The sequence below is a fragment of the Neisseria gonorrhoeae genome (genome assembly GCF_003315235.1).
Taxonomy (GTDB): domain Bacteria; phylum Pseudomonadota; class Gammaproteobacteria; order Burkholderiales; family Neisseriaceae; genus Neisseria; species Neisseria gonorrhoeae.
The window spans coordinates 13,418-37,556 of the sequence record NZ_QNRU01000010.1; the positions used below are offsets into that span (position 1 = coordinate 13,418).

Annotated in this window: 22 protein-coding genes and 1 pseudogene; 6 read left to right on the top strand and 17 right to left on the bottom strand. The window is 54.5% G+C overall.

The genetic code is table 11. The annotated features are described in order from the left end of the window. Window positions 1–115: 115 nt before the first annotated feature. Complete coding sequence (gene ppsA, locus DFR77_RS05945; protein WP_003690694.1) at window positions 116–2,500, bottom strand: phosphoenolpyruvate synthase; 2,385 nt, start codon at window positions 2,498–2,500, stop codon at window positions 116–118. A gap of 354 nt (window positions 2,501–2,854) precedes the next feature. On the opposite strand from ppsA, the gene DFR77_RS05955 reads away from it, so the two are divergent. Continuing rightward, window positions 2,855–3,508: an IS1595 family transposase gene (locus DFR77_RS05955; RefSeq protein WP_113852060.1), complete on the top strand. Its 654-nt coding sequence runs from the start codon at window positions 2,855–2,857 to the stop codon at window positions 3,506–3,508. Between the two features lie 125 nt (window positions 3,509–3,633). Beyond that, window positions 3,634–4,455: a posphoenolpyruvate synthetase regulatory kinase/phosphorylase PpsR gene (gene ppsR / locus DFR77_RS05960; RefSeq protein WP_003687512.1), complete on the top strand. Its 822-nt coding sequence runs from the start codon at window positions 3,634–3,636 to the stop codon at window positions 4,453–4,455. Window positions 4,456–4,540: 85 nt separating this feature from the next. Here ppsR and DFR77_RS05965 read toward each other — a convergent pair whose 3' ends face one another. Both DFR77_RS05965 and DFR77_RS05970 read right to left on the bottom strand, forming a co-directional pair. Further along, a complete protein-coding gene (locus DFR77_RS05965) occupies window positions 4,541–5,203 on the bottom strand; it encodes an HAD family hydrolase (RefSeq protein WP_003687514.1) in 663 nt (220 codons plus the stop codon). 37 nt (window positions 5,204–5,240) lie between these two features. After that, window positions 5,241–6,068 carry a ferritin-like domain-containing protein gene (locus DFR77_RS05970; protein WP_047923812.1) on the bottom strand — a complete coding sequence of 276 codons (828 nt, stop codon included), beginning with the start codon at window positions 6,066–6,068 and terminating at the stop codon, window positions 5,241–5,243. Between the two features lie 382 nt (window positions 6,069–6,450). Here DFR77_RS05970 and lolA point away from each other — a divergent pair, with 382 nt between their 5' ends. The 4 genes from lolA to DFR77_RS06000 all read left to right on the top strand — a co-directional run bounded on the left by lolA (window position 6,451) and on the right by DFR77_RS06000 (window position 10,174). Further along, a complete protein-coding gene (lolA, locus tag DFR77_RS05980) occupies window positions 6,451–7,074 on the top strand; it encodes an outer membrane lipoprotein periplasmic chaperone LolA (protein ID WP_003687518.1) in 624 nt (207 codons plus the stop codon). Window positions 7,075–7,346: 272 nt separating this feature from the next. Further along, complete coding sequence (locus tag DFR77_RS05990; RefSeq protein ID WP_010951012.1) at window positions 7,347–8,483, top strand: polyamine ABC transporter substrate-binding protein; 1,137 nt, start codon at window positions 7,347–7,349, stop codon at window positions 8,481–8,483. A 94-nt stretch (window positions 8,484–8,577) separates the two neighbouring features. Beyond that, complete coding sequence (gene pglE, locus DFR77_RS05995; RefSeq protein WP_047951386.1) at window positions 8,578–9,603, top strand: (galactosaminyl)2-N,N'-diacetylbacillosaminyl-alpha1-diphospho-di-trans,octa-cis-undecaprenol synthase PglE; 1,026 nt, start codon at window positions 8,578–8,580, stop codon at window positions 9,601–9,603. A gap of 40 nt (window positions 9,604–9,643) precedes the next feature. Beyond that, window positions 9,644–10,174 carry a gamma carbonic anhydrase family protein gene (locus tag DFR77_RS06000; protein WP_003687524.1) on the top strand — a complete coding sequence of 177 codons (531 nt, stop codon included), beginning with the start codon at window positions 9,644–9,646 and terminating at the stop codon, window positions 10,172–10,174. A gap of 167 nt (window positions 10,175–10,341) precedes the next feature. Here the strand turns inward: DFR77_RS06000 and DFR77_RS06005 are convergent, their stop codons facing one another. The 14 genes and pseudogenes from DFR77_RS06005 to DFR77_RS06075 form a co-directional block, all read right to left on the bottom strand. Continuing rightward, window positions 10,342–11,937, bottom strand: a complete 1,596-nt coding sequence (locus tag DFR77_RS06005; protein ID WP_113852061.1) for a peptide chain release factor 3 — start codon at window positions 11,935–11,937, stop codon at window positions 10,342–10,344. A 106-nt stretch (window positions 11,938–12,043) separates the two neighbouring features. Continuing rightward, window positions 12,044–12,439 carry a phosphoribosyl-AMP cyclohydrolase gene (hisI, locus tag DFR77_RS06010; RefSeq protein WP_003687532.1) on the bottom strand — a complete coding sequence of 132 codons (396 nt, stop codon included), beginning with the start codon at window positions 12,437–12,439 and terminating at the stop codon, window positions 12,044–12,046. A gap of 30 nt (window positions 12,440–12,469) precedes the next feature. Continuing rightward, window positions 12,470–13,237, bottom strand: coding sequence for an imidazole glycerol phosphate synthase subunit HisF (gene hisF / locus DFR77_RS06015; RefSeq protein ID WP_003690707.1), 768 nt, complete (start codon window positions 13,235–13,237; stop codon window positions 12,470–12,472). A gap of 12 nt (window positions 13,238–13,249) precedes the next feature. After that, the gene (gene hisA, locus DFR77_RS06020) at window positions 13,250–13,987 is read right to left on the bottom strand and encodes a 1-(5-phosphoribosyl)-5-[(5-phosphoribosylamino)methylideneamino]imidazole-4-carboxamide isomerase (RefSeq protein WP_003687535.1); all 738 of its coding nucleotides are present in this window, start codon (window positions 13,985–13,987) and stop codon (window positions 13,250–13,252) included. Between the two features lie 32 nt (window positions 13,988–14,019). Further along, window positions 14,020–14,658 carry an imidazole glycerol phosphate synthase subunit HisH gene (gene hisH / locus DFR77_RS06025; protein WP_003687537.1) on the bottom strand — a complete coding sequence of 213 codons (639 nt, stop codon included), beginning with the start codon at window positions 14,656–14,658 and terminating at the stop codon, window positions 14,020–14,022. 129 nt (window positions 14,659–14,787) lie between these two features. After that, window positions 14,788–16,290 (bottom strand): phosphate acetyltransferase, encoded by a 1,503-nt coding sequence (pta, locus tag DFR77_RS06030; RefSeq protein ID WP_010357022.1) that lies wholly within the window; start codon window positions 16,288–16,290, stop codon window positions 14,788–14,790. Window positions 16,291–16,474: 184 nt separating this feature from the next. Next, window positions 16,475–17,533 (bottom strand): heme ABC transporter ATP-binding protein FbpC, encoded by a 1,059-nt coding sequence (fbpC, locus tag DFR77_RS06035; RefSeq protein ID WP_003687540.1) that lies wholly within the window; start codon window positions 17,531–17,533, stop codon window positions 16,475–16,477. A 20-nt stretch (window positions 17,534–17,553) separates the two neighbouring features. Next, window positions 17,554–19,071, bottom strand: coding sequence for a heme ABC transporter permease FbpB (gene fbpB, locus DFR77_RS06040; protein ID WP_010357027.1), 1,518 nt, complete (start codon window positions 19,069–19,071; stop codon window positions 17,554–17,556). A gap of 67 nt (window positions 19,072–19,138) precedes the next feature. Further along, window positions 19,139–20,134: a heme ABC transporter substrate-binding protein FbpA gene (gene fbpA / locus DFR77_RS06045; RefSeq protein ID WP_003687545.1), complete on the bottom strand. Its 996-nt coding sequence runs from the start codon at window positions 20,132–20,134 to the stop codon at window positions 19,139–19,141. A 251-nt stretch (window positions 20,135–20,385) separates the two neighbouring features. Beyond that, window positions 20,386–20,866, bottom strand: a pseudogene (locus DFR77_RS06055) (DMP19 family protein). Between the two features lie 57 nt (window positions 20,867–20,923). Further along, a complete protein-coding gene (gene argH / locus DFR77_RS06060; protein ID WP_003692658.1) occupies window positions 20,924–22,300 on the bottom strand; it encodes an argininosuccinate lyase in 1,377 nt (458 codons plus the stop codon). An 18-nt stretch (window positions 22,301–22,318) separates the two neighbouring features. Beyond that, the gene (gene galU, locus DFR77_RS06065; RefSeq protein ID WP_003687550.1) at window positions 22,319–23,188 is read right to left on the bottom strand and encodes a UTP--glucose-1-phosphate uridylyltransferase GalU; all 870 of its coding nucleotides are present in this window, start codon (window positions 23,186–23,188) and stop codon (window positions 22,319–22,321) included. A gap of 27 nt (window positions 23,189–23,215) precedes the next feature. After that, complete coding sequence (rdgB, locus tag DFR77_RS06070) at window positions 23,216–23,815, bottom strand: RdgB/HAM1 family non-canonical purine NTP pyrophosphatase (RefSeq protein WP_003687551.1); 600 nt, start codon at window positions 23,813–23,815, stop codon at window positions 23,216–23,218. Then, window positions 23,808–24,041 (bottom strand): NGO_0222 family membrane protein, encoded by a 234-nt coding sequence (locus tag DFR77_RS06075; protein ID WP_003704827.1) that lies wholly within the window; start codon window positions 24,039–24,041, stop codon window positions 23,808–23,810. Before DFR77_RS06075 ends, rdgB begins: the two co-directional genes overlap by 8 nt. Window positions 24,042–24,139: the final 98 nt, after the last annotated feature.

Consider the following 24,139-nt stretch of genomic DNA (forward strand, 5'->3'; position numbering starts at 1 on the left):
GCGCGTGGGTGTCAAATATTATCGCGGACGGGGCATCGACAGGAAATGCCGTCTGAACGGAGCTGCTTGGAAAAAATACCCCCGCGCTTTTCAGGCTTGGGGGTATGGGAATTGATTATTTGTTCAATTCATTCGCCAAATACAGCCAAGTTTCGATGACGGTATCCGGGTTCAGAGACACGCTTTCGATGCCTTCTCCAACCAGCCATTTGGCAAAGTCCGGATGGTCGGACGGACCTTGACCGCAGATACCGACATATTTGTTCTGCTTGCGGCAGGCGGAGATGGCAAGATGCAGCATCACTTTGACGGCAGGGTTGCGTTCGTCAAACGATTCGGACACCAAGCCGCTGTCTCGGTCGAGGCCGAGGGTCAGCTGGGTCATGTCGTTCGAGCCGATGGAGAAGCCGTCGAAGTATTGCAGGAATTGTTCCGCCAATACCGCGTTGCTCGGCAGCTCGCACATCATAATCAGGCGCAGGCCGTTTTTGCCGCGTTCCAAGCCGTTTTCTTTCAATGCCTTAACCACTGCTTCGGCTTCGCCCAAAGTGCGGACGAACGGAATCATGATTTCGACGTTGGTCAGACCCATTTCGTCACGAACGCGTTTCAAGGCTTTGCATTCCAAGGCGAAACAGTCTTTGAAGCTCTCGGCAACATAACGCGCCGCACCACGGAAGCCCAACATCGGGTTTTCTTCATGCGGTTCGTATACGCTGCCGCCGACCAGGTTGGCGTATTCGTTGGATTTGAAGTCGGACATACGGACGATGGTTTTACGCGGATAAACCGATGCGGCAAGCGTTGCCACGCCTTCGGCGATTTTATCGACGTAGAAGTCGACAGGGGATGCGTAACCGGCGATGCGGCGGATAATTTCCGCTTTCAGTTCGTCGTCTTGTTTGTCAAATTCCAACAAGGCTTTCGGGTGGATGCCGATTTGGCGGTTGATGATAAATTCCATACGCGCCAAGCCGATGCCTTCGCTGGGCAGATTGGCGAAGCTGAATGCGAGTTCGGGATTGCCGACGTTCATCATGACTTTGACGGGTGCTTTTGGCATATTGTCCAAGGCGACATCGGTAATTTGTACGTCCAGCAGGCCGGCATAGATAAAGCCGGTATCGCCTTCGGCACAGGATACGGTAACTTCCTGACCGTTTTCCAAGAGTTCGGTCGCATTGCCGCAGCCGACGACGGCAGGAATACCCAGTTCGCGCGCGATGATGGCGGCGTGGCAGGTGCGTCCGCCGCGGTTGGTCACGATGGCGGAAGCACGTTTCATCACGGGTTCCCAATCCGGATCGGTCATGTCGGTAACCAGTACGTCGCCGGCTTCGACGGAATCCATCTCGGAAGCATCTTTAATCAGGCGCACCTTGCCCTGACCGACTTTTTGACCGATGGCACGACCTTCGCACAAGACGGTTTTTTCGCCGTTGATGGCGTAGCGGCGCAGGTTGCGGCTGCCTTCTTCTTGGGATTTGACGGTTTCGGGGCGGGCTTGCAGGATGTAGAGTTTGCCGTCCAGGCCGTCGCGTCCCCATTCGATATCCATCGGGCGGCCGTAGTGTTTTTCGATGGTCAGCGCGTAGTGTGCCAACTCGGTGATTTCTTCGTCGGTAATGGAGAAGCGGTTGCGGTCTTCTTCGGGGACTTCGACGTTGGTTACCGATTTGCCGGCTTCGGCTTTGTCGGTGAAAATCATTTTGATGTGTTTCGAACCCATGGTCTTGCGCAGGATGGCGGGTTTGCCTGCTTTGAGCGTGGGTTTGAACACATAAAATTCGTCCGGGTTGACCGCGCCTTGTACGACGTTTTCGCCCAGACCGTAAGAGGAGGTAACAAAGACGACTTGGTTGTAGCCGGATTCGGTGTCGAGGGTGAACATCACACCTGATGCGCCGCTGTCGGAACGCACCATGCGTTGAACGCCGGCGGAAAGGGCGACGATGTCGTGTTCGAAGCCTTTGTGGACGCGGTAGGAAATGGCGCGGTCGTTGTACAGGGAGGCGAAAACGTGGCGCATCGCTTTTTTAACGTTATCCAAGCCATTGATATTCAGGAAGGTTTCCTGTTGGCCGGCAAATGATGCGTCGGGCAGGTCTTCGGCGGTTGCGGAAGAGCGTACGGCAACGGAAATGTCCGCGCCGTCGGCATCGGTAACCATTTTGTTCCATGCCGCTTCGATTTCGGCATCGAGCTGTTCGGGGAAGGGCGTGTCCAAAATCCATTGGCGGATTTCTTTGCCGACGCGTGCCAGTTCGGAAACGTCTTCGACATCCAATTTTGCCAGAGCGGCGGAAATGCGTTCGTTCAGACCGTTGTGTGCGAGAAATGCGCGGTAGGCATCGGCTGTGGTGGCAAAGCCACCGGGGACGCGAACGCCTTTTTCGGTCAGTTGACTGATCATTTCGCCCAGCGAGGCGTTTTTACCGCCCACGCGTTCAACATCTGTCATACGCAGGTTTTCAAACCAGATTACGTAGTTGTCGGCCATTTGTGTGTCCAATCCAAAATATGTTAAAAAAGAAACAAATCCGCTTGCTTATTTTAAGCGATTCGTTCCGCCGCTGTCACGTTTTTATCTGTCCGGACAACCGCTGCGCCGTCTGAAAAATAGCGGGTTCCGGCTGTGTAGCGGTTTGAAACCGATGGCAGGCATATTGTTTTTTTCGGGTATTTCCTTTGTAAAACAGATGGTTTTGAATAGGTTAATGTTTTATGCCGTATTTTTCCTGTTTCTTTTTTTTGGAATTTTATTTTAAAGAAATCTGATTTTGAGATAATTTGTTTTAAAATATGATTTGTTTTTGGGTCTGTACCAGATTAGCAGATATGTTGCCCTCGAAATATGAAGATAACACACTGCAAATTAAAGAAAGAAGTACAAAAAGAACCGCTCCGTTCTTTTGTACCGGAAGTTACCGCCCGTTCTGCCGCCGATATTTTGGGTATCCATCCCGATTCGGCGGCACTGTTTTACCGTAAAATCCGCACGGTTGCCAACCATCGTTTGGCCTTGGCTGCCGATGAGGTTTTCGAGGGCCCCGCCGGGCCGGGCGCAAGCTGTTTCGGCGTACGGCGTAAAGGCGGACGCGGTCGCGGCGCGGCAGGAAAAGCGGTTGTCTTCGGCATTCCGAAACGCAACGGGCGGGCCTATACCGTTGCCGCGGACAATGCCGAGCCTGAAACGTTGCTCCCTGCCGTCAAAAAGAAAATCATGCCGGACGGTATTGTTTATGCCGATAGCCCGGGCAGCCGCGGCAAGTTGGACGCGGGCGGTTTTATCCGTTGCCGCATCAACCGTTCCAAGGAATTTGCAGACCGTCGGAACCACATTAACGGCATTGGGAACTTTTGGAATCAGGCAAAACGCGCCTTGCGGAAATACAACGGAATCGATCGTAAACCTTTCCCGCCGTTGTTGAGGGAATGCGAATTTCGATTTAACTCCGGCACACCGTCCCGGCAGCTAAAAATCCTGCGGGATCGGTGTGGAATTTAGGGATAATCTAGTACAGCCCCTTGTTTTTTGGGGTGTAATCCGAGGTAGGGGCGGCTGGGGTGCTTCTCCCTTGTCTGCCGCTGCTGTTATGATGATATTTTTATTCTGTATTTAAGGAGGGGGTGATGAGCAGTCCGCGCCAAGTGTTTTATATTTCCGACCGCACCGGTCTGACTGCCGAGAATATCGGCGAGGCTTTGCTGAACCAGTTTGGCAATCTGTCGTTCAAACGCCATACGCATCCGTTTGTCGATACGCCGGAAAAGGCGCGCGCGGTGGTGGAGAAGGTCAATCGGAGCCGGCAGGAAAACGGTCAGCGTCCGATTGCGTTTGTCAGTGTGGTTGATGACGAAATCCGCCGGATTATTAAAGGGGCGGATGCTTTTCAGATTAATTTCTTTGAGACTTTTTTGGGACTGTTGGAGAAGGAACTCAATACCGAAGCAACGGTATCCGGGCAGGGGCATCACAGTATCGGCAATACGAAGCGTTACGATGCGCGTATGGAGGCAGTCAATTTTTCTTTGAACCATGATGACGGGGTCAGCGATAAGAACCTTCAGGAGGCGGATGTGATTCTGATGGGCGTGTCCCGTTCGGGCAAAACGCCGACCTGCCTGTATCTGGCGTTGCAATACGGTATCCGTGCGGCAAACTATCCGCTGATTCCCGACGATTTGGAATCGGCCGATCTGCCGCGTATGGTCAAGCCGTATAAAGACAAACTGTTCGGGTTGACTATCCAGCCGGAACGTTTGCAGGCCATCCGTCAGGAACGCCGCCCGAATTCGGCTTATGCGCGCATCGACACCTGCCGCAGCGAAGTGGCGGACGCGCAGAGTATGTTCAGACGGCATGGCATTCCGTTTGCGAATACGACGGACAAGTCGGTTGAGGAACTGGCGGTACACATCCTTCAGGCGTGCAAGCTCAAACGCAGGTTTTGACGGGCTTTGATTCGGTTTGAAGGTGGAAATGCCGTCTGAAATCAGGTTTCAGACGGCAGTTTTATGTTTGTGGGGCGGATATTTTTCAGGGCTGTATTTTGTCCAGACATTCGAGCAGATCGAGCGGCGTGCGGATGTGGAAATCCGCCTGCCATGAGCCGGTATCGTCTTCATCGGAAATATAGCCCCATTCGGCGAGGACGGTTTTCATACCGGCGTTGCGTCCGGCTTGGATGTCGCGTTCCGCGTCGCCGACGTAGAGGGTGTGTTGCGGGTCGGCGTGGATTTTTCCGCAGGCGTGCAGCATGGGTTTGATGCTGGGTTTGGGTTCGCCGCAGGTGTCGCCGCTGACGACGGTGGCGGGCGGAACGGCGAATCCGAGTTTGGGAACGAGTTTGTCGGTGAAGCGCATGGGTTTGTTGGTGATGATGCCCCATTTGATGCCGCGTCTGTCGAGTTCGGCGATGAGTTCGTTCACGCCGTCGAAGAGAGTGGTGTCTTGGGCGTAGCGGCTGTCGTATTCCTCCAGATATTCGGTGCGCCATGCGGTATAGTCGGGGTGTTCGGGCGTGATGTTCGCGCCGAGTTTGAGCAATCCTGCCGCGCCGTGGCTGGCTTGGGTGCGGATTTCGTCCATGCTTTTTTCGGGCAGTCCGTGGCGGGCGAGTTGGGTGTTGAGTGCGCCGCCGAGGTCTAGGGCGGTGTCGGCGAGCGTGCCGTCGAGGTCGAACAATACGGCTTGTATCATGTGTTTTCCTTTTTTATAAAGTGCGGGACGAAAGGTTTCAGACGGCATGTTTATTTTGTTTCAAACCCTGCTCGAAATCTTCCAACATATCCAATTCGAAGCGGCTGAAGCCCGCTTTTTCCCGCGCTTCGATGTTCACATAGCCGCGGAAGATAAACATATCGTAACGGGCAATCAGACTGCGGAACAGGGCGACAGGTTCCAAACCGCGTTCGCGGCAGAGGTGTTGATACCACCGGTTGCCGATGGCGACGTGTCCCACTTCGTCGCGGTAAATGATGTCCAACACGCCGCAGGTTGCCGAATCGCCGCGCTGCTCCACCTTCGCGCGTATCCCCGGCGTAACGTCCAGTCCGCGCGCCTCCAACACGCGCGGTACCAACGCCATACGCAACAGCGGGTCGTAGGCGGTTTTGTACGCCATATCCCACAAATGGTTGTGCGCCTCGAAACTGCCGTAATCGAAGCCGAAAGCGCGCAATCTGTCGCGCACCAGGCGGAAGTGGTACACCTCCTCCTTCGCCACTTTCACCCAGTCGCGGACAAACTGAAACGGCAGCGTGCGGAAACGGTATGCCGCGTCCAAAGCCAGATTGACGGCGTTGAACTCGATATGCGTAATCGCGTGCAGCATCGCCGCATAGCCTTCTGCCGTGTTCATTTTGCGCGGGGTCAGTTGCGAGGGCGCGACCAAAACAGGCGTGTCCGGCCGTCCCGCGCGGGGGAAGTCCGCCGGCGGCGCGTTTGCCTCCGCCCCGTCCGCATTTTGAACGGCGGCAAACGCCTCATCCGTCAGCCGTCCTTTTTCATCGGGGTCGCCCGAAAGCAGGGCGCGTTCCAGCAAAGCATAAATATCGGGGTTCATCTCAAGTCCGCCGTGTTCGGAAAACGAATATTATAGCGTTTAAAAAAAACAAGATGAGGCATATAATCTCCGCGATTCGGCATTCCGCGCCCAAACCGTCAAATATAGTGGATTAACAAAAACCAGTACGGCGTTGCCCCGCCTTGCCGTACTATGTTGTACTGTCTGCGGCTTCGTCGCCTTGTCCTGATTTTTGTTAATCCACTATAACGCGGCATACAATTGAAAGGGCAGCGTGGCGTGCCTGCTTTTTCCGAGCGGTCAAAAAAATCAGCCCTCGGAAAACGCGGTTTGCAAAATGCAAACCGCCCGTAACGCCGCCCGTATGATTGTTTTGCCGCGCCGATACTTTGCGCCACACCCATCCCGACAAGGAAAAATAATGATGAAACCGCACAACCTGTTCCAATTCCTCGCCGTTTGCTCCCTGACCGTCGCCGTCGCTTCCGCACAGGCGGGCGCGGTGGACGCGCTCAAGCAATTCAACAACGATGCCGACGGTATCAGCGGCAGCTTCACCCAAACCGTCCAAAGCAAAAAGAAAACCCAAACCGCGCACGGCACGTTCAAAATCCTGCGCCCGGGCCTCTTCAAATGGGAATACACTTTGCCCTACAAACAGACTATTGTCGGCGACGGTCAAACCGTTTGGCTCTACGATGTTGATTTGGCACAAGTGACCAAGTCGTCCCAAGACCAGGCCATCGGCGGCAGCCCCGCCGCCATCCTGTCGAACAAAACCGCCCTCGAAAGCAGTTACACGCTGAAAGAGGACGGTTCGTCCAACGGCATCGATTATGTGCGGGCAACGCCCAAACGCAACAACGCCGGCTACCAATACATCCGCATCGGCTTCAAAGGCGGCAACCTCGCCGCCATGCAGCTTAAAGACAGCTTCGGCAACCAAACCTCCATCAGTTTCGGCGGTTTGAATACCAATCCCCAACTCTCGCGCGGCGCGTTCAAGTTTACCCCGCCCAAAGGCGTGGACGTGTTGAGCAACTGATGCCGGCCGCCCCGATGCCGTCTGAACGCCGCCGAGGCTTCAGACGGCATTTTCACGCAGGCGGAACAATGTCCCGCATTATCGGCCGATCGGGCAACGGAACGGCAAATCCGTGAAAATTAACGGTTGCGCCCCGGCTGTTTTTGCCGTTTAATGCAAACCTTGCTGCACCAAGGGCCAAGAAAGCCGACCGGCCGCCCCCACAGCTTCCGATGCAGGCGGCCCGTCCGTCCCTGCAATGTTTTTTATTTTTGAACGAAAGGTCGAAAACCATGAAAAAAACACTGGTGGCGGCAATCCTGAGCCTTGCCTTGACTGCGTGCGGCGGCGGAAGCGATACCGCCGCCCAAACCCCCTCCGCCAAGCCCGAAGCCGAACAATCGGGCAAACTCAACATCTACAACTGGTCGGATTATGTCGATCCCGAAACCGTCGCCGCCTTTGAAAAAGAAACCGGCATTAAGATGCGTTCCGACTATTACGACAGCAACGAAACACTGGAGGCAAAAGTCCTGACCGGCAAATCCGGCTACGACCTGACCGCGCCGTCCATCGCCAACGTCGGCCGGCAAATCAAAGCGGGCGCGTATCAGAAAATCGACAAGGCGCAAATCCCCCATTACGGCAACATCGATAAAGATTTGCTGAAAATGATGGAAGCCGTCGATCCGGGCAACGAATACGCCGTCCCCTATTTCTGGGGCATCAACACCTTGGCAATCAACACGCGGCAGGTGCAAAAGGCATTGGGTACGGACAAGCTGCCCGAAAACGAGTGGGATTTGGTGTTCAAACCCGAATACACCGCCAAACTCAAATCCTGCGGCATCAGCTATTTCGACAGCGCAATCGAACAGATTCCCTTGGCGTTGCACTATTTGGGCAAAGACCCCAACAGTGAAAATCCCGAAGACATCAAAGCCGCCGTCGATATGATGAAAGCCGTCCGAGGCGACGTGAAACGCTTCAGCTCTTCCGGCTATATCGACGATATGGCGGCGGGCAACCTGTGTGCCGCCATCGGTTACGGCGGCGATTTGAACATTGCCAAAACCCGTGCCGAAGAAGCCGCAAACGGCGTGGAAATCAAAGTATTGACCCCGAAAACCGGCGTAGGCGTGTGGGTGGATTCCTTTATGATTCCGCGCGACGCGCAAAACGTTGCCAACGCCCACCGCTATATCGACTACACGCTCCGGCCCGAGGTGGCTGCGAAAAACGGCAGCTTCGTTACCTACGCGCCCGCCAGCCGTCCCGCGCGCGAGCTGATGGATGAAAAATACACCTCCGACGCATCGATTTTCCCGACCAAAGAACTGATGGAAAAAAGTTTCATCGTATCACCCAAATCCGCAGAATCCGTCAAACTGGGCGTGAAGCTGTGGCAAGGGCTCAAAGCGGGCAAATAACCGGAATCCCTGCCGTCTGAAACCTTTCGGGCGGCAGGAAACGGCGTGTCCGCATTAAGTCAGGATTAGGATTATTTAGAAAGATGAGATGGATATGAATTTAAGTATTGTCGTTCCTATTTATAATGTCGAAAGTTATTTGGAAGCGTGTTTAAATTCTATAGAACCTATATTAAGTAATGAAAATGTCGAACTTATTCTTGTGAATGACGGGTCAAAAGACGGAAGTGAAGATATATGTTATAAATATATAGATAAAATATCAAACACCAAACACCAAACACCAAACACCAAACACCAAACACCAAACACCAAACACCAAACACCAAATACCAAATATATATATCAGGATAACCAAGGATTGTCGGAGGCGAGAAATACCGGAATAAAAAATTCAAATGGAAAATATATAGCATTTATTGATTCGGATGATTTTATTAATTGTCAGGTTTTGCTGGATTTTCTTGGTAAAGATGATAGTGATATGCCGGATGTGGTTTTTTTAAATGCAGTTAAATATGATAAGGGAAGAGTTTCATATTTTGGCGAAGATTATCAGCCTGAAAAAATATTAAATCAATCCAAAGTCGAAGTTTTGAAAGGATTGTGCCGATTTAGAAAATTTCCGGGTTCGGCGTGTAATAAGATTATAAAAAGAGAATTGATTATTAAAGAAAAACTATTTTTTGAAAAAGGAATTTATGCTGAAGATATCGAATGGTCAATGAGGTTGTTTAATGCGGCAACAACTTTTTCTTATTTGGACGGTTGTTATTACTATTATCGGCAGGGAAGAAAAGATTCTATTACGGGAACTGTTTCGGAAAAAGGTATAAAGTCATTATTATATATTTTGGAGAAAAATGCGGAAATGGAATTTAATAGGGATATATCGAGTTATCTTTATTCTTTTCTTTCCTACGAATATCTCGTTTTGCTTTTTATAATGACAAGTAAAAATATAGCGTGTGATTCTGATATAAAAAGAAGGGCATATCATTTAAGGTTTATGCTGTTAAAGTCCAATAAGCTGATATATAAGCTGATATTCCCGATAATCACATTATTCGGGGTCGATATTACAGGCAGGATTTTAAAAGCAATCAGGGGGAATATTTAATAAATCCTTTAACAATATATACCTTACCGAAGGAGGAAAAATGAACGCAATCAGAACTTTCCAAAACCGCACGCCCGAAATCCACGAAACCTGCATGATAGACGAGGCGTGCGTCGTCATCGGCGAAGTCTCGCTTGCCGAAGATGTTTCCGTGTGGCCGTGCGCCGTGTTGCGCGGCGATGTGAACAGCATCACCGTCGGCGCGCGCAGCAATATACAGGACGGCAGCGTCCTGCACGTTTCCCACAAAACCGCCGCCAAACCCGAAGGGTCGCCGCTGGTTATCGGCGAAGACGTTACCGTGGGGCACAAAGTGATGCTGCACGGCTGCCGAATCGGTAACCGCGTCTTGGTCGGTATGGGCAGCACCGTTTTGGACGATGCCGTTATTGAAGATGACGTGATGATCGGCGCGGGCAGCCTCGTTCCGCCGCGCAAACGTTTGGAGGGCGGCTATCTTTATATCGGTTCGCCTGTGAGGCAGGTTCGTCTGCTGACCGATGAGGAAAAAGCCTTTTTGAAATATTCCGCCGCACATTATGTGAAGCTGTCGAAACAGTACGGGATGTGAAATCACATCGGCGTTCTTGCGTCAGTCCCAAATTCACGCGGTTGGGATGCCCGATAACGGTATCCGATGCGCCTTGATTTTGACCGGCTGCGTTTGAGTTGCAGGCAAAAATGCCGTCTGAAAGCCTTTTTTTCGGCTTCGGACGGCATTTTATTGCCGATTTCTTTTTAGAGTTTGACCGAATGTTCGCGCGTTTCGTGGAACACGATGTCCGGCCAACGTTCTTGCGTCAACCCCAAATTCACGCGGTTGGGGGCGAGGTAGGCGAGGTTGCCGCCTGCGTCGATGGCGAGGTTGCCTGCGTTGGCTTTTTCAAATTCCGCCAGTTTTTTCTTGTCGTCGCACGATACCCAGCGCGCCGACCAGATGGATGCGCTGTCGAACACGGCTTCCACGCCGTATTCGTTGGCGAGGCGTGAGGTTACGACTTCAAACTGCAACACGCCGACCGCACCCAAAATCAAATCCGCGCCGCTCATCGGTTTGAATACTTGAACCGCACCTTCTTCGTCGAGTTGTTGCAAACCTTTTTGCAGTTGTTTGATTTTCAGCGGGTTTTTGATGCGGACGCTGCGGAACAGTTCGGGTGCGAAGAATGGGATGCCGGTAAACGCCAGTTGTTCGCCTTCGGAGAAGCTGTCGCCGATTTGGATGTTGCCGTGGTTCGGGATGCCGATGATGTCGCCGGCGTAGGCTTCTTCCGCCAGTTCGCGGTTGTGCGACATGAAGGTTACTACGCTGGAGGCGGCGATTTCGCGGTTGATACGCAGGTGTTTCATCTTCATGCCGCGCTCGAATTTACCGGAGCAGACGCGCAAGAAGGCGATACGGTCGCGGTGTTTCGGGTCCATATTGGCTTGGATTTTAAAGATAAATCCGGAAAATTTCGGCTCGTCCGGCCCGACCATGCGCATGGTCGCGTCGCGCGGTTTCGGTGCGGGTGCCCAGTCAATCAATGAATTGAGGATTTCCTGAATGCCGAAGTTGTTAATCGCAGAGCCGAAGAACACTGGCGTGAGTTCGCCGGCGAGAAATTCGTCGAGATTAAATTCGTTGGAAGCCGCCTGCACCAATTCGATTTCGTCGCGCAACTGCTGGATTTCCAACGGAAAGCGTTGTTCCAATTCGGGATTGTTTATGCCTTTGATGATGTCGAACTCGTGCGGCAGGCGTTCGCCGCCCGCTTCAAAGAGATAGATTTCGTCGTTCAGGATGTGGTACACGCCCTTGAAGTTTTTGCCCATACCGATCGGCCAGGTAACGGGCGCGCAGCGGATTTGCAGGATGTCTTCCACTTCGTCCAAGAGTTCCAAAGAATCGCGCACTTCGCGGTCGTATTTGTTCATGAAGGTAACAATCGGCGTATCGCGCAGGCGGCAGACGTTCAAGAGTTTGATGGTTTGCGCTTCCACGCCTTTTGCCGCGTCGATGACCATCAAGGCGCTGTCCACTGCGGTTAAAACGCGGTAGGTGTCTTCGGAGAAGTCTTGGTGTCCCGGCGTGTCCAAGAGGTTGACGGTGTGGTCTTTGTAGTCGAACTGCATCACGCTTGATGCCACGGAAATGCCGCGCTGCTTCTCGATGTCCATCCAGTCGGAGGTGGCGAATTTGCCGGTTTTCTTACCTTTCACCGTGCCTGCGCTTTGAATCGCGCCCGAAAACAGCAGCAGTTTTTCGGTCAGCGTGGTTTTACCCGCATCGGGGTGGGAGATGATGGCAAACGTGCGGCGGCGGCGCACTTGGTCGAGGATTTCTTGGGACATGGTTTTCTTTGCAAAAAGGTTCAGGCCGCTTTTCAGACGGCCCGGACAGTGTTTGAGACGGCGAAATTGTACAAAAAAATGCCTGATAATTCAATGTTGGAGGCGGTCAGTGCGTGCTGCCGTAAATCTCTTTTTCGTCTTTCAGGACGGCATCGGCGGTTTCCCACGCACCGCCGTTCCATTTTTTGTAAAAGCAGCTTTCGCGCCCGGTGTGGCAGGCGATGCCGCCGTTTTGGGCGATGAGCATCACAATGGTATCGCCGTCGCAGTCGAGGCGCAGTTCGCGGACTTTTTGCGTGTGTCCCGACTCTTCGCCCTTCATCCATTGTTTTTGGCGCGAACGGCTGTAATAGTGGGCAAAGCCGGTTTCGACGGTTTTTTGCAGGGCTTCGGCGTTCATCCACGCCACCATTAAAACACGTTTGGTTTCGGCATCTTGGGCGATGGCGCAAACCAAACCTTTTTCGTCAAATTTGACGGCTTCAAGCAGGTTTTTATCCATATTTCCTTTCAGACGGCATAGTCGGGGCGGTCAGAGGCGCACTTCGATGCCGGCTTCGCGCATAGTGCGTTTGGCTTCGCGGATGGCGATTTCCCCGAAATGGAAAATGCCGGCGGCAAGTACGGCATCGGCTTTGCCTTCGGTTATGCCTTCAATCAGGTGCCGGACATTGCCGACCCCGCCGGAGGCGATGACGGGGATGTCGACGGCTTCGGCAACGGCGCGGGTCAGCGGCAGGTTGAAACCCTGTTTCGTCCCGTCCCTGTCCATACCGGTGAGCAGGATTTCGCCCGCGCCGCGTTTTTGCATTTCGACCGCCCATTCCACCGCATCCAAACCGGTCGGATTGCGCCCGCCGTGGGTAAAGATTTCCCAGCGTGTGTTTTCGGGGTTGACGGCTTTGGCATCGACGGCGGCGACGATGGCTTGCGAACCGAAAAATCCGGCGGCTTCGTTAATTAAATCGGGACGGGTAACGGCGGCGGTGTTGATGCTGACTTTGTCCGCGCCGGCATTGAGCAGGCGGCGGATGTCGGCAACGGTGCGTACGCCGCCGCCGACGGTCAGCGGGATGAAGACTTGTCCGGCAACCTCTTCGATGATGTGCAGGATGGTGTCGCGGTTGTCGGATGAGGCGGTGATGTCGAGGAAGGTCAATTCGTCCGCGCCTTCGCCGTTGTAGCGTTTGGCGGCTTCGACGGGGTCGCCCGCGTCGCGCAAACCGATGAAGTTCACGCCTTTGACGACGCGCCCGTCTTTTACGTCGAGACAGGGGATGATGCGTTTTGCCAGTGCCATAATCGGATGCCTTTAGTCGAGGGAATCTGCCAGTTGCTGCGCTTGGGCAAAATCGATGCTGCCCTCGTAAATCGCGCGGCCGGTAATCGCGCCTGCTACGCCATGTTTTTCGGCGGCACACAGGGCGCGGATGTCGTCCAAGCCGGTCAGTCCGCCGGAGGCGATGACGGGAATGCGGACGGATTGGGCGAGTTTGACCGTCGCGTCGATGTTCACGCCGCTCATCATACCGTCGCGCCCGATGTCGGTGTAGATGATGCTGTTGACACCGTCGTCTTCAAAGCGTTTTGCCAAATCAATTACATGATGCCCGGTTACGGTTGCCCAGCCGTCGATGGCGGCCATACCGTCTTTGGCATCCAGTCCGACGATAATCCTGCCGGGGAAGGCTTTGCACGCTTCGCGCACCAAGTCGGGGTTTTTGACTGCCGCCGTGCCGATAATCACGTCGTTCAGTCCCAAATCCAAATATTGTCCGATGGTTTTCAAATCGCGCATGCCGCCGCCGAGCTGCACGGGGATGTCTTTGGCGACGGCGGCGAGGATGTCTTTGATGGCGGGCAGGTTTTGCGGAACGCCGGCAAATGCGCCGTTCAAATCTACCAGGTGCAGGCGGCGCGCGCCTTGTTCGAACCAGTGCAGCGCGGTGTCGGCGGGCGAATCGGAAAAGACGGTCGCCTCTTCCATCAGCCCTTGTTTCAAGCGGACGCAACGTCCTTCTTTCAAATCGATGGCGGGTATCAGCAGCATAGTTTTTCTCCTTGTGCGGGGCCGTGTCGGGCTTACCAGTTTAAAAAGTTTTTCAACATCGTCAGCCCGGCATCGTGGCTTTTTTCGGTGTGAAATTGCGTGGCGAATACGTTGTCTTTGCCGACGATGCAGGCAAACGGGGACGGGTAGTCGCTTTCGCCCAATATGGTTTCGGGATTTTCGGGGGCGAAATAGTAGCTGTGGACGAAATAAAAACGCGTGTTTTGGGGGATGCCTTGAAAAAGCGGGTGGTTTTGGGTTTGGCGCACGGTGTTCCAGCCCATATGCGGGACTTTCAGACGGCATCCCTGCGGGTCGCGGAGGTCGCGGGCAAAGCGTCTGACTTTGCCGCCGAACCAGCCCAAGCCGTCGGTGTTTCCTTCTTCGCTGTGGTCGAATAAAAGTTGCGCACCGACGCAGATTCCGAAAAACGGTTTGTTTTTTAAGGCATCTTTGACTGCCTCGTCCAAGCCGCCGCGCGTCAGTGCCGCCATACAGTCGGGCATCGCGCCCTGCCCGGGAAAAATGACTTTGTCGGCGCGGGACACGCGGTCGGGGTCGCCGCTTAAAAAGATTTTGGTATTTTTTCCGGCAAGCTGCCCCGCCGTCCGGACGGATTTCAATACGGAATGCAGGTTGCCCATACCGTAATCGATAATGGCGGTTTGCATGGCTTCCTCCTCTTTTTTGCAATATGGCTGCGATTTTAACAAACAAATGTGCCGGGCTGATAAAAATGCCGTCTGAAAACGGGAATCTGTCTTCAGACGGCATAGGGTTCAAACCCGGAAAGCCGTTTGTCAGCCTTCCATTTGTTTTGCCTGAACGGCAGTCAGGGCGATGGTGAACACGATGTCTTCCACCAGCGCGCCGCGAGACAGGTCGTTGACCGGTTTGCGCAGGCCTTGCAGCAGCGGGCCGACGCTCAAGACGTTGGCACTGCGTTGGACGGCTTTATAGGTGCAGTTGCCGGTGTTCAGGTCGGGGAAGACCAAAACGGTTGCCTGTCCTGCCACCGGGCTGCCCGGGGCTTTGGATTTGCCTACGCCCGGCACGGTTGCCGCGTCATATTGCAGCGGGCCGTCGATGGCGAGGTCGGGGCGTTTTTCCCGGGCAAGTTTGGTGGCTTCGATGACGGTATCGACATCGGGGCCGCTGCCGGAGTTGACGGTGGAGTAGGAAATCATCGCCACTTTCGGGTCGATGCCGAAGGCTTTTGCGGAATCGGCAGACTGGATGGCGATGTCGGCAAGCTGTTGCGCGGTCGGGTTCGGATTAACCGCGCAGTCGCCGAACACCAGAACCTGATTTGGTAGCAGCATAAAGAATACGCTGGATACGAGGCTTGCGCCCGGTGCGGTTTTAATCAGTTGCAAAGCGGGGCGGATGGTGTTGGCGGTGGTGTGAACCGCACCGGATACCAAACCGTCCACATCATTTTGCGCCATCATCATCGTACCGAGTACCACGGTGTCTTGCAGTTGCTTGCGCGCGTCTTCGGGTGTCAGGCCTTTGGATTTGCGCAGTTCGCACATCGGCTCGACGTATTGTTCGACCAATGAGGCGGGATCGATGATTTCCAAAGAGTCGGGCAGGCTGATGCCGCGTTCTTTGGCAACGGCTTCGACTTCTTCGCGTTTGGCAAGCAGGACGCAGCGGGCAATGCCTTTTTCGTGGCAGATGGCGGCGGCTTGGACGGTGCGGGGTTCTGCGCCTTCAGGCAGGACGATGCGTTTGCCGGCTTGGCGGGCGAAGTCGATCAGGTTGTAGCGGAATTGCGCCGGCGACAGGCGTTTTGCTTCGCGGCCTGCCAATACGGATACGTCTTTCAGCGCGTCGCTCGAACCGAAGAAGGTCAGGCCGGTTTTCTCGGCTGCCGCTTCGGCAACGGAGGCTGCCGCACCGTCCACGACAAAACCTTCCAATACGCCCGGCGCGGCGGCGAAGAACTGTTTGGCAAGGTTCAATTGGTGTGCCAGCGCGTCGGCATCGGTATTGTCGGAACGGACGGCGAAGACGGCTGCCGCGTCAAGGGACAATGCCAGTTCGACGTTTTTGCCTGCGAGATAGATTTTGTCGGCATCGGGCGCGATGCCTTCGATGACGAGGTTGGCGGCATCGAGTGCGGCAACTTTGCCGACCAGTGCGTCGAACCAGTCGTCGCTTTTGCCTTGCGCGAGCAGGGTTTCGGCGGTTGCGTCAACGGCTTGGAAAACTTGTGCGTCCAGTGCTTTTGCAAAGGCTTGTGCGGCGGCGGAGGTGTTCAGTCCGGCAGATACGGGTACGACGAGTACTTTTGCCATAATATATCCTTTCGTATGCTGCGGTGTGCGGCATATGTGGTTGGAAGGGGCGGCATATGGGCAGAAACGGCTGCCTGCGTGCCGTGCGTGCCGTGTTTGGCTTGGGGCGCGCAGGTTGAATATAGCAAACAAATTCTGTTTCCAACAAGATAAATATCCGCAGGCTTGTGGATGCTGCCGCCTTTCAGAGGGTATTTCCGGGGAAGAACAGGGCGGGACCGTCCAAATGGAGGACGGCGGAAATGCCGTCTGACAGGGTGGGGGCGGAAGGGAGGTTGAGCGTGAGGACGGTTTGTCCGGCCCTGAGGCTGATTTCGGTATGCCGCGCTTTGGGCGTGGTTTTGAGAACCACGGCGTGAATGGAGGCGGCGGGTGCGGAATGGGGGTGAAGGCTGAACTGTTCCGGACGGATGAGCAGTGTACCGCGCGTGCCTGCGGGTGCGCCGCTTTGGACGGGTAGGCGGCCCAATCTGCAATCGGCGGTGCCGTCGGCGTTGAGCGCGGCGGGGAACACGATGCCTTCGCCGATAAACAGGGCGGCATCAAGGTCGGCAGGTTGTCGGTACAATTCGTGAGGGCTTGCGGTTTGGAGGATGCGCCCCTGTTTCATCACGGCAATCCGGTCGGCGTATTGCAGGGCTTCTTCGCGGTCGTGGCTGACAAAAACGGCGGATTTTCCGTTGGCGCGCAGGGCGGCAATCATGTCTTCGCGAATCTGGCGGCGCAACTGTTCGTCCAGCGCGCTGAAGGGTTCGTCCAACAAAATCAGTTCGGGGTCGGGGGCGAGGGCGCGGGCGAGGGCGACGCGCTGTTGTTGTCCGCCCGAAAGTTCGTGCGGATAGCGTCCGGCAAGTTCGGAAATGCCGGTCAATTCCAACATGGCTTCGATGCGCTGTCGCTCTTGCGCCGTCCTGCCTTTGCCGTTGCCGAGACCGTAGGCGATATTGCGGTAAACGGTCAGGTGGGGGAACAGCACGCCTTCCTGTACGAGGTAACCCAAACGGCGTTCGCGGACGGGAAGGTTGGTATTTTTCGAGAAGATGGTTTTGCCGGAAAGCGAAATTTCGCCGGAATCGGGTTGTTCGAAACCGGCAAGGCAGCGTAAAAGGGTGGTTTTGCCGCAGCCGGACGCGCCGATGATAAAGAGGATTTCGCCCGGGTCGAGGCTGAGCGAAATGTCGTTTAAAACCGGGGTGTTTTGAAAACTTTTGGACAGGTGTCCGATGTGCAGGGCGGCGGTCATAGCGGTGCTTCCTCAAGCTGTTATTTGAAGGCGTATTTCTTCAGCAGGAATACGGGTATGCCGGAAAATAATACCAGCATCAGCGCGTAAGGGGCGGCGGCGGCGTATTGTGCGTCCGATGTGTATTCCCAAACGGCGGTGGAGAGCGTGTGGACATCGTCGGCGGTCAGCAGCAGGGTGGCGGTCAACTCTTTCATCAGCTTGAGGAAGACGAGTGCGAATGCGGCGGTAATGCCGGGCAGGATGGACGGCAGTACCAACGTCCTGAAAATAAAGAAGTGTCCGCGCCCCAATGTTGCGCCGACCTGTTCCATCCCTTTGGGGAGTTGTTCCAAGGAAGTCCTCAGGGTGGTTTGCGCCATCGGCAGGTAAAGCATGAAATAGGCAAGGATGACGACGATAAAGGTTTGGTAAACGGCAGGGGTGTAGTTGATGCTGAAATAAACCAAGGATAGGGCGATAACCAAACCGGGGACGGCGTGCAGTAAAAACGGCAGCCTGTCTATCCAAACGGTTAAAAAATTGCGATAGCGAACCGATGCCCAAACAAGGGGCAAGGCACATAATATAGTCAAAATCGCACCTAAAGCCGATACGCTTAAGGAACGGATAAAGGCATCAAATACGGATACGAGCGCGAATGTGCCGGAAGTGCCGACCATCATCCAATGTATCAATACGCCAAAGGGGATAATAATGCCCAAAATCAACAAGCTGCTTAAAAAAACAATCGCGCCGATCTGACCGGGCAGTTTGAGGGTTTTGACGGGATAAGGACGGGCAACGCCTTTGCCGCTGTGGTAAATCTTGGCTTTGCCGCGAAATATGCTTTCTCCAAATACGACGATGCCGCACACCGCCGTCAAAACAGCGGAAAGCAGGGCGGCGGTATTGTTGTTGTAGGACATTTCGTATTCTTGGAAAATGGCAGTGGTAAAAGTGGGGTAGTTCAAAATGGATACCGCGCCAAATTCGACCAGCATATGCAGGGCGATCAGTAACACGCTGCTGCCGATGGCGGGTTTGAGCTGCGGGAGGATGGCGGAAAAAAAGGTTTGCAGGCGGCTTTTGCCCAAGGACAGGCTGACTTCTTCGTAAGACAGGCTGATGCGTTTGAGTGCCGCCTCGACGGGCAGGTAGGCGAGCGGAAACGAGGACAGGCTCATAATCATCACTGTCCCCCAAAATCCTTCGACGCGGAAGGTCAGGCTGATCCAGGTGAAACAGCTGACAAATGCGGGGATGCACAAAGGCAGGGTGATTGCCGTCTGAAAAAAGGTTTTGCCGAAGAAGCGGTAACGTTGGAACAAAAGGGCGCAGGCAATGCCCAAAACAATGGAAATCAGGGTAACGCCCGCCATCATCGTCAAGGTGTTGGAGAGCAAATCCCACATACGCGGGCGGAACAACAGTTCGACGGCGCGGTTGATGCCGACCTGCCACGAACGCATAGCGACATATAAAAAAGGCAGGGTAAGCGGCAGGGCGATCAGTAGGATGAGGCCGGTAAGCCAAATGGGTATTTTTTTAGGAGACATAGTGTTTTTCATCGGCAAAACGGGCGGACAGTATAAATGTCCGCCCGTTTGACAATCCGAAAACGGCTTATTTCATACCGGCTTGCTCAAGCAGCCGGGTGGCGTGTTCTTTTTCGGAAACAGTGGTGGCGGACACTTGGGGTGCTTCCAACTTGGCGATGGGTTCCAAATTGAAGGTGGATACCACGTGCGGATTCAAAGGATATTCGGCACGGACGGCGGTCAGGGCGCGCTGTCCTTCCTTGCCGGCGAGGAAGGCGACGAATTTTTTCGCCTCATCCTTGTTTTGGGAGGATTTTAACACGGCTGCGCCGGAATAGGTAACGAGTGCGCCGGGATCTCTGTGGCGGACGAAATTCAGGCGGGTGTGGACATTTTGTACGCCTTTTTCACGCGCGAAAGCGTGCCAGTAGTAGTTGTTGATGAGGGCGGCATCGATTTCGCCGTTTTCAACCGCTTGAAGGGCGACGGAGTTTTTAGCGTAAGGCTTGCCGTATTCTTTCAGACCTTTGAGCCATTTCAATGCGGCCGCTTCGCCTTTCAGTTTGACGATGGCGACAATCTGTTCCAAGAACGCGCCGGAAGTGGGGACGTAACCGATGCGGTTTTTCCATTTCGGCGTGGCGTAATTCAGGACGGATTTTTCCAAATCTTTTTCAGACAGTTTGCGGGTGTCGTAAACGACGACGCGCGAACGTCCGCTCAGTGCCACCCAGTCTTTTTTGGCGGCAACCGGCACGCCTTTGCCGCGTGTTTCGTTGATGGTGGAGGCGGGCAGGGGCTCTAGGAGGTTGGCTGCGGAAAGGGTGGCGAGTGCCGGGATTTGTTCGGAATAGAATACGTCGGCGGGGCTTCGGCTGCCTTCTTCTTTGATTTGGCCGGCAAGCTGGTCGCCTTTGGCACTGTTGAGTTTGACTTTGATGCCGGTAGCCCGGGTAAAGGCATCTGCAACGGCTTGTGCCGCTTCTTTGTGTTGGCCGTTGTACACGGTAATGTCTGCCAGCGCGGGGGTGGCGGCGGTCAGGGCTGCGGCAAGCAGTGCGTATCGGATAGATGTTTTCATATCGATTTTCTCCTAAATGAATGAGGGTGTATACCTTGTTAAGACATAACGGGGTGTAGTGTATTCCTTCTTTTTTATAAATGCAAATAATTATTTTTTAAATTTGTTATTATCCGATCCGGTTATTGTTTGTTCTGACTTGTATTTTTTCCGTGCATCGCGCCCGTAAGGCGGAAGCGGCGGGCAATGTGTGGCGGAATGTGGGTAAAGGCGGCATTTTGATTTGTCGGAATGCTGGAGAACCTCTCCCTTTAAAACGCCGTCTGAACAAGGTTGCCGGAATAGTATTGCCATCCCGGCAGATACAGTTTGTCGGGATCTTGCCAATATTGTTCATCCAGACTGTTCGGCAGCGAGGCGGTTTTGTTGTCGAGATGTTTTGTTAATCCACTATATATCCCACATTTCTTTTAGGTTTTTACCTTCCGATTGGAGGTGGCGGATTTCTTTTCCCAATGCGTCTGCCGCCCGATGGATCAGCATTGCGCTGTGTACCGCGCCGATTTTTTTCAGAACGGAACAAGTCTTTTCGGCGGCGGGAAAACCCCAGTTGCAGACAAATTGCAGTATGCCGCCGTTGCCGATGTCGGCTTCCGCCCGCCAAATCAAAACCAGCTCCTGTTCCCGTCCGTCCATGCTTTCGAGTTTGCCGTCATGCTGTTCAAAAAGTTTGTCCACCGCCTGCCGCATCATCTGCTCGAAGCGGTCGGCTTGGGTATCCGTATCGGTCATAGTATTCTTGCCTTTTAAAAATGCCGTCTGAACATTTCTTCAGACGGCATTTGGGGGTTAAGCTGACATTTCCCGCCAGCGTTTGACTTGGAGGCGTACCTGTTCGGGCGCGGTGCCGCCCAAGTGGTTGCGCGCGTTGAGGCTGCCTTCGGGTGTCAGAACGCCGTACACGTCGTCTGAAATCAGCTTGCTGAAGCCTTGCAGGGCTTCGAGCGGCAATTCGCTCAAATCAACGCCGGCTTCATCGGCGTGGCGTACGGCTTGGGCGACGACTTCGTGGGCATCGCGGAAGGGCATACCTTTTTTGACCAGATAATCCGCCAAGTCGGTGGCGGTGGCAAAACCCTGCATCACGGCGGCGCGCATATTGCCGGGTTTGACGGTTACGCCGCGCATCATATCGGCGTAAATCCGCAGCGTGTCGATGAGCGTGTCGGCGGTGTCAAACAGCGGTTCTTTGTCTTCCTGATTGTCTTTGTTGTATGCCAAGGGCTGCGATTTCATCAGGGTAATCAGGCCGATAAGGTGTCCGATGACTCGGCCGGATTTACCGCGCACGAGTTCGGGTACGTCGGGGTTTTTCTTTTGCGGCATGATGGACGAACCCGTACAGAAGCGGTCGGCGATGTCGATAAAGCCGAAACGCGGACTCATCCACAAAATCAATTCTTCAGACAGGCGGCTCAAGTGAACCATAACCAGCGAGGCGGCGGCGGTGAACTCAATGGCAAAATCGCGGTCGGATACGGCATCGAGCGAGTTCTGGCAGATTTGTTCGAAACCCAACAATTCGGCGGTGATTTCGCGCTGAATCGGATAGGTCGTACCGGCAAGGGCGGCAGCGCCGAGCGGCATACGGTTGACGCGTTTGCGACAGTCGGCCATGCGTTCGAAATCGCGTCCGAGCATTTCGACGTAGGCGAGCATGTGGTGTCCGAAGCTGACCGGCTGGGCGACTTGCAGATGGGTAAAACCGGGCATGACGGTTTCGGCGTTTTGTTCCGCCAAATCCAATAATGCCGTCTGAAGGTTTTGAATCAGGTTTTGGATAACGGTAATCTGGTCGCGCAGCCAAAGGCGGATGTCGGTGGCGACTTGGTCGTTGCGGCTGCGGCCGGTGTGCAGGCGTTTGCCCGCGTCGCCGATTTTGTCGGTCAGGCGGAGTTCGATGTTCATGTGGACATCTTCCAAATCGAGCGGCCATTCGATTTTGCCGCTGCGGATTTCTTCGAGGATTTCCGACATGCCCCGACGGATGTCGGTCAGATCGTTTTCACTCAGCACACCCGACCGGGTCAGCATCTGCGCGTGGGCGAGCGAGCCTTGGATGTCCCATTCGGCAAGGCGTTGGTCGAAACCGATGGAGGCGGTGTATTGTTTGACGAGTTCGGAAACGGGTTCGTTGAAACGTCCGGACCAGGTTTTGTCGTGCATAAGGATTCCTTGATGGGGTTATTCGGTGCGGTATTTTTCCAAAAGGCGGCGGAAGGGTTCGCCGGTTTCGGGGTGTTTTAAACCGTAGGCGACGGTGGCTTCGAGATAGCCGAGTTTGCTGCCGCAGTCGTAGCGCGTGCCTTCAAAGGGGTGCGCCAAGACAAATTCGTGATCGAGCAGCTTGGCGATGCCGTCTGTAAGCTGGATTTCGTTGCCCGCGCCGCGCGGCAGGCCGGTTAAAAGGTCGAAAATGCGCGGGGTAAGGATGTAGCGTCCGACAACGGCAAGGTTGGAGGGCGCGTCTTCGGGCTTGGGTTTTTCGACAATGCCGGTAATGCGTTGGAACTGTTTGAGCTGTTCGGTTTCGACGATGCCGTATGAGCCGGTTTGCGACGGTTCGACGGTTTCTACGCCCAAAATGCTGTTACCGCTGCGCCCGTACACTTCGACCATTTGTTTGAGCGCGCCTTTGGGCGCATCGATTAAGTCGTCGGCAAGGATGACGGCGAAGGGTTCGTCGCCGATGGCGGCGCGGGCGCACAAGACGGCGTGTCCCAATCCCAGTGCTTCCGCCTGACGGATGTAGAGGCAGGTAATGTTCGGCGGCAGGATGTTGCGGACGTGTTCCAACAATTTGTCTTTATGGCGCATTTCCAACTTAGTTTCGAGTTCGTATGCCTTGTCGAAATGGTCTTCGATGCTGCGCTTGTTGCGCCCGGTAACAAACACCATTTCCGTGCAGCCGGCTTCCACGGCTTCTTCTACGGCGTATTGGATCAGCGGCTTGTCGACGATGGGCAGCATTTCTTTCGGGTTGGCCTTGGTGGCGGGCAGGAAGCGGGTTCCCATCCCTGCAACGGGGAAGACGGCTTTTTTTATCGGTTTCATTCTTTTTCCTTTGTATTGTTTTGATGTTTAAAGGGCGAGTTTGCGAATTAAATCGGCGAGTGCCTGCGCGCGGTGGCTTTCGCGGTTTTTGACCTCCGAATCCAATTCGGCGGCGGTTTTGCCGTGTTCGGGCAGATAAAAATACGGGTCGTAACCGAAACCGTTTTGCCCGAGCGGCGTGTCGTGCCATTGTCCGTGCCATATGCCCTCGGCGATAATCGGGCGCGGGTCGTCTTTATGACGGACAAAAACCAATACGCAGACATAAGAACAACTTTTGTCGGCCTTGCCGGCAAGTTCGGCGGCAAGTTTCAGGTTGTTGGCGGTATCGGATTTGGGATTGCTGCCGGCGTAACGTGCGGAATGGATGCCCGGCGCGCCGTTTAGGGCGGCGGCACAGATGCCGCTGTCGTCGGCGAGTGCGGGCAGCCCGCTGTGTCCGGCGGCGTGCCGGGCTTTTGCCAGCGCGTTTTCGACAAAGGTGGGATAGGGTTCGGGGCATTCGGGTATGCCGAATGCGGATTGCGGCAATACGGTGATGCCGTAAGGTTTGAATAAGTTGCCGAATTCTTTGAGCTTGCCGGCATTGCCGCTTGCCAAAACGATTTTTTCCGGTTTTTCAGACATAGCGGTTTCCCTGTGATGAAGATGGGGCGGCGCGTAGGGATTTGTGCCGCAGGTAGAGGGCGAGTGCGCCGATTTGCCCGAACAGCGCGCCGAATGCGAAAAGGAAGGACGCGACGGCGAAGGTTTTGCTGCCGGCGGTCAGCAGATAAGCACCCAAGAGGACGGGCAGCATAAATGCCAGTGTGAACAAGGCAACAGACAACAGATAGATTTTTCGGCGGTTCATGGCGTTCGGTCGGAAACGGGATGTTCGGATTATAGCCGATTAGGACGGCATTCCCTAGAGGCTGGAAAAATGCCGTCTGAAGCGGCGTTCAGACGGCA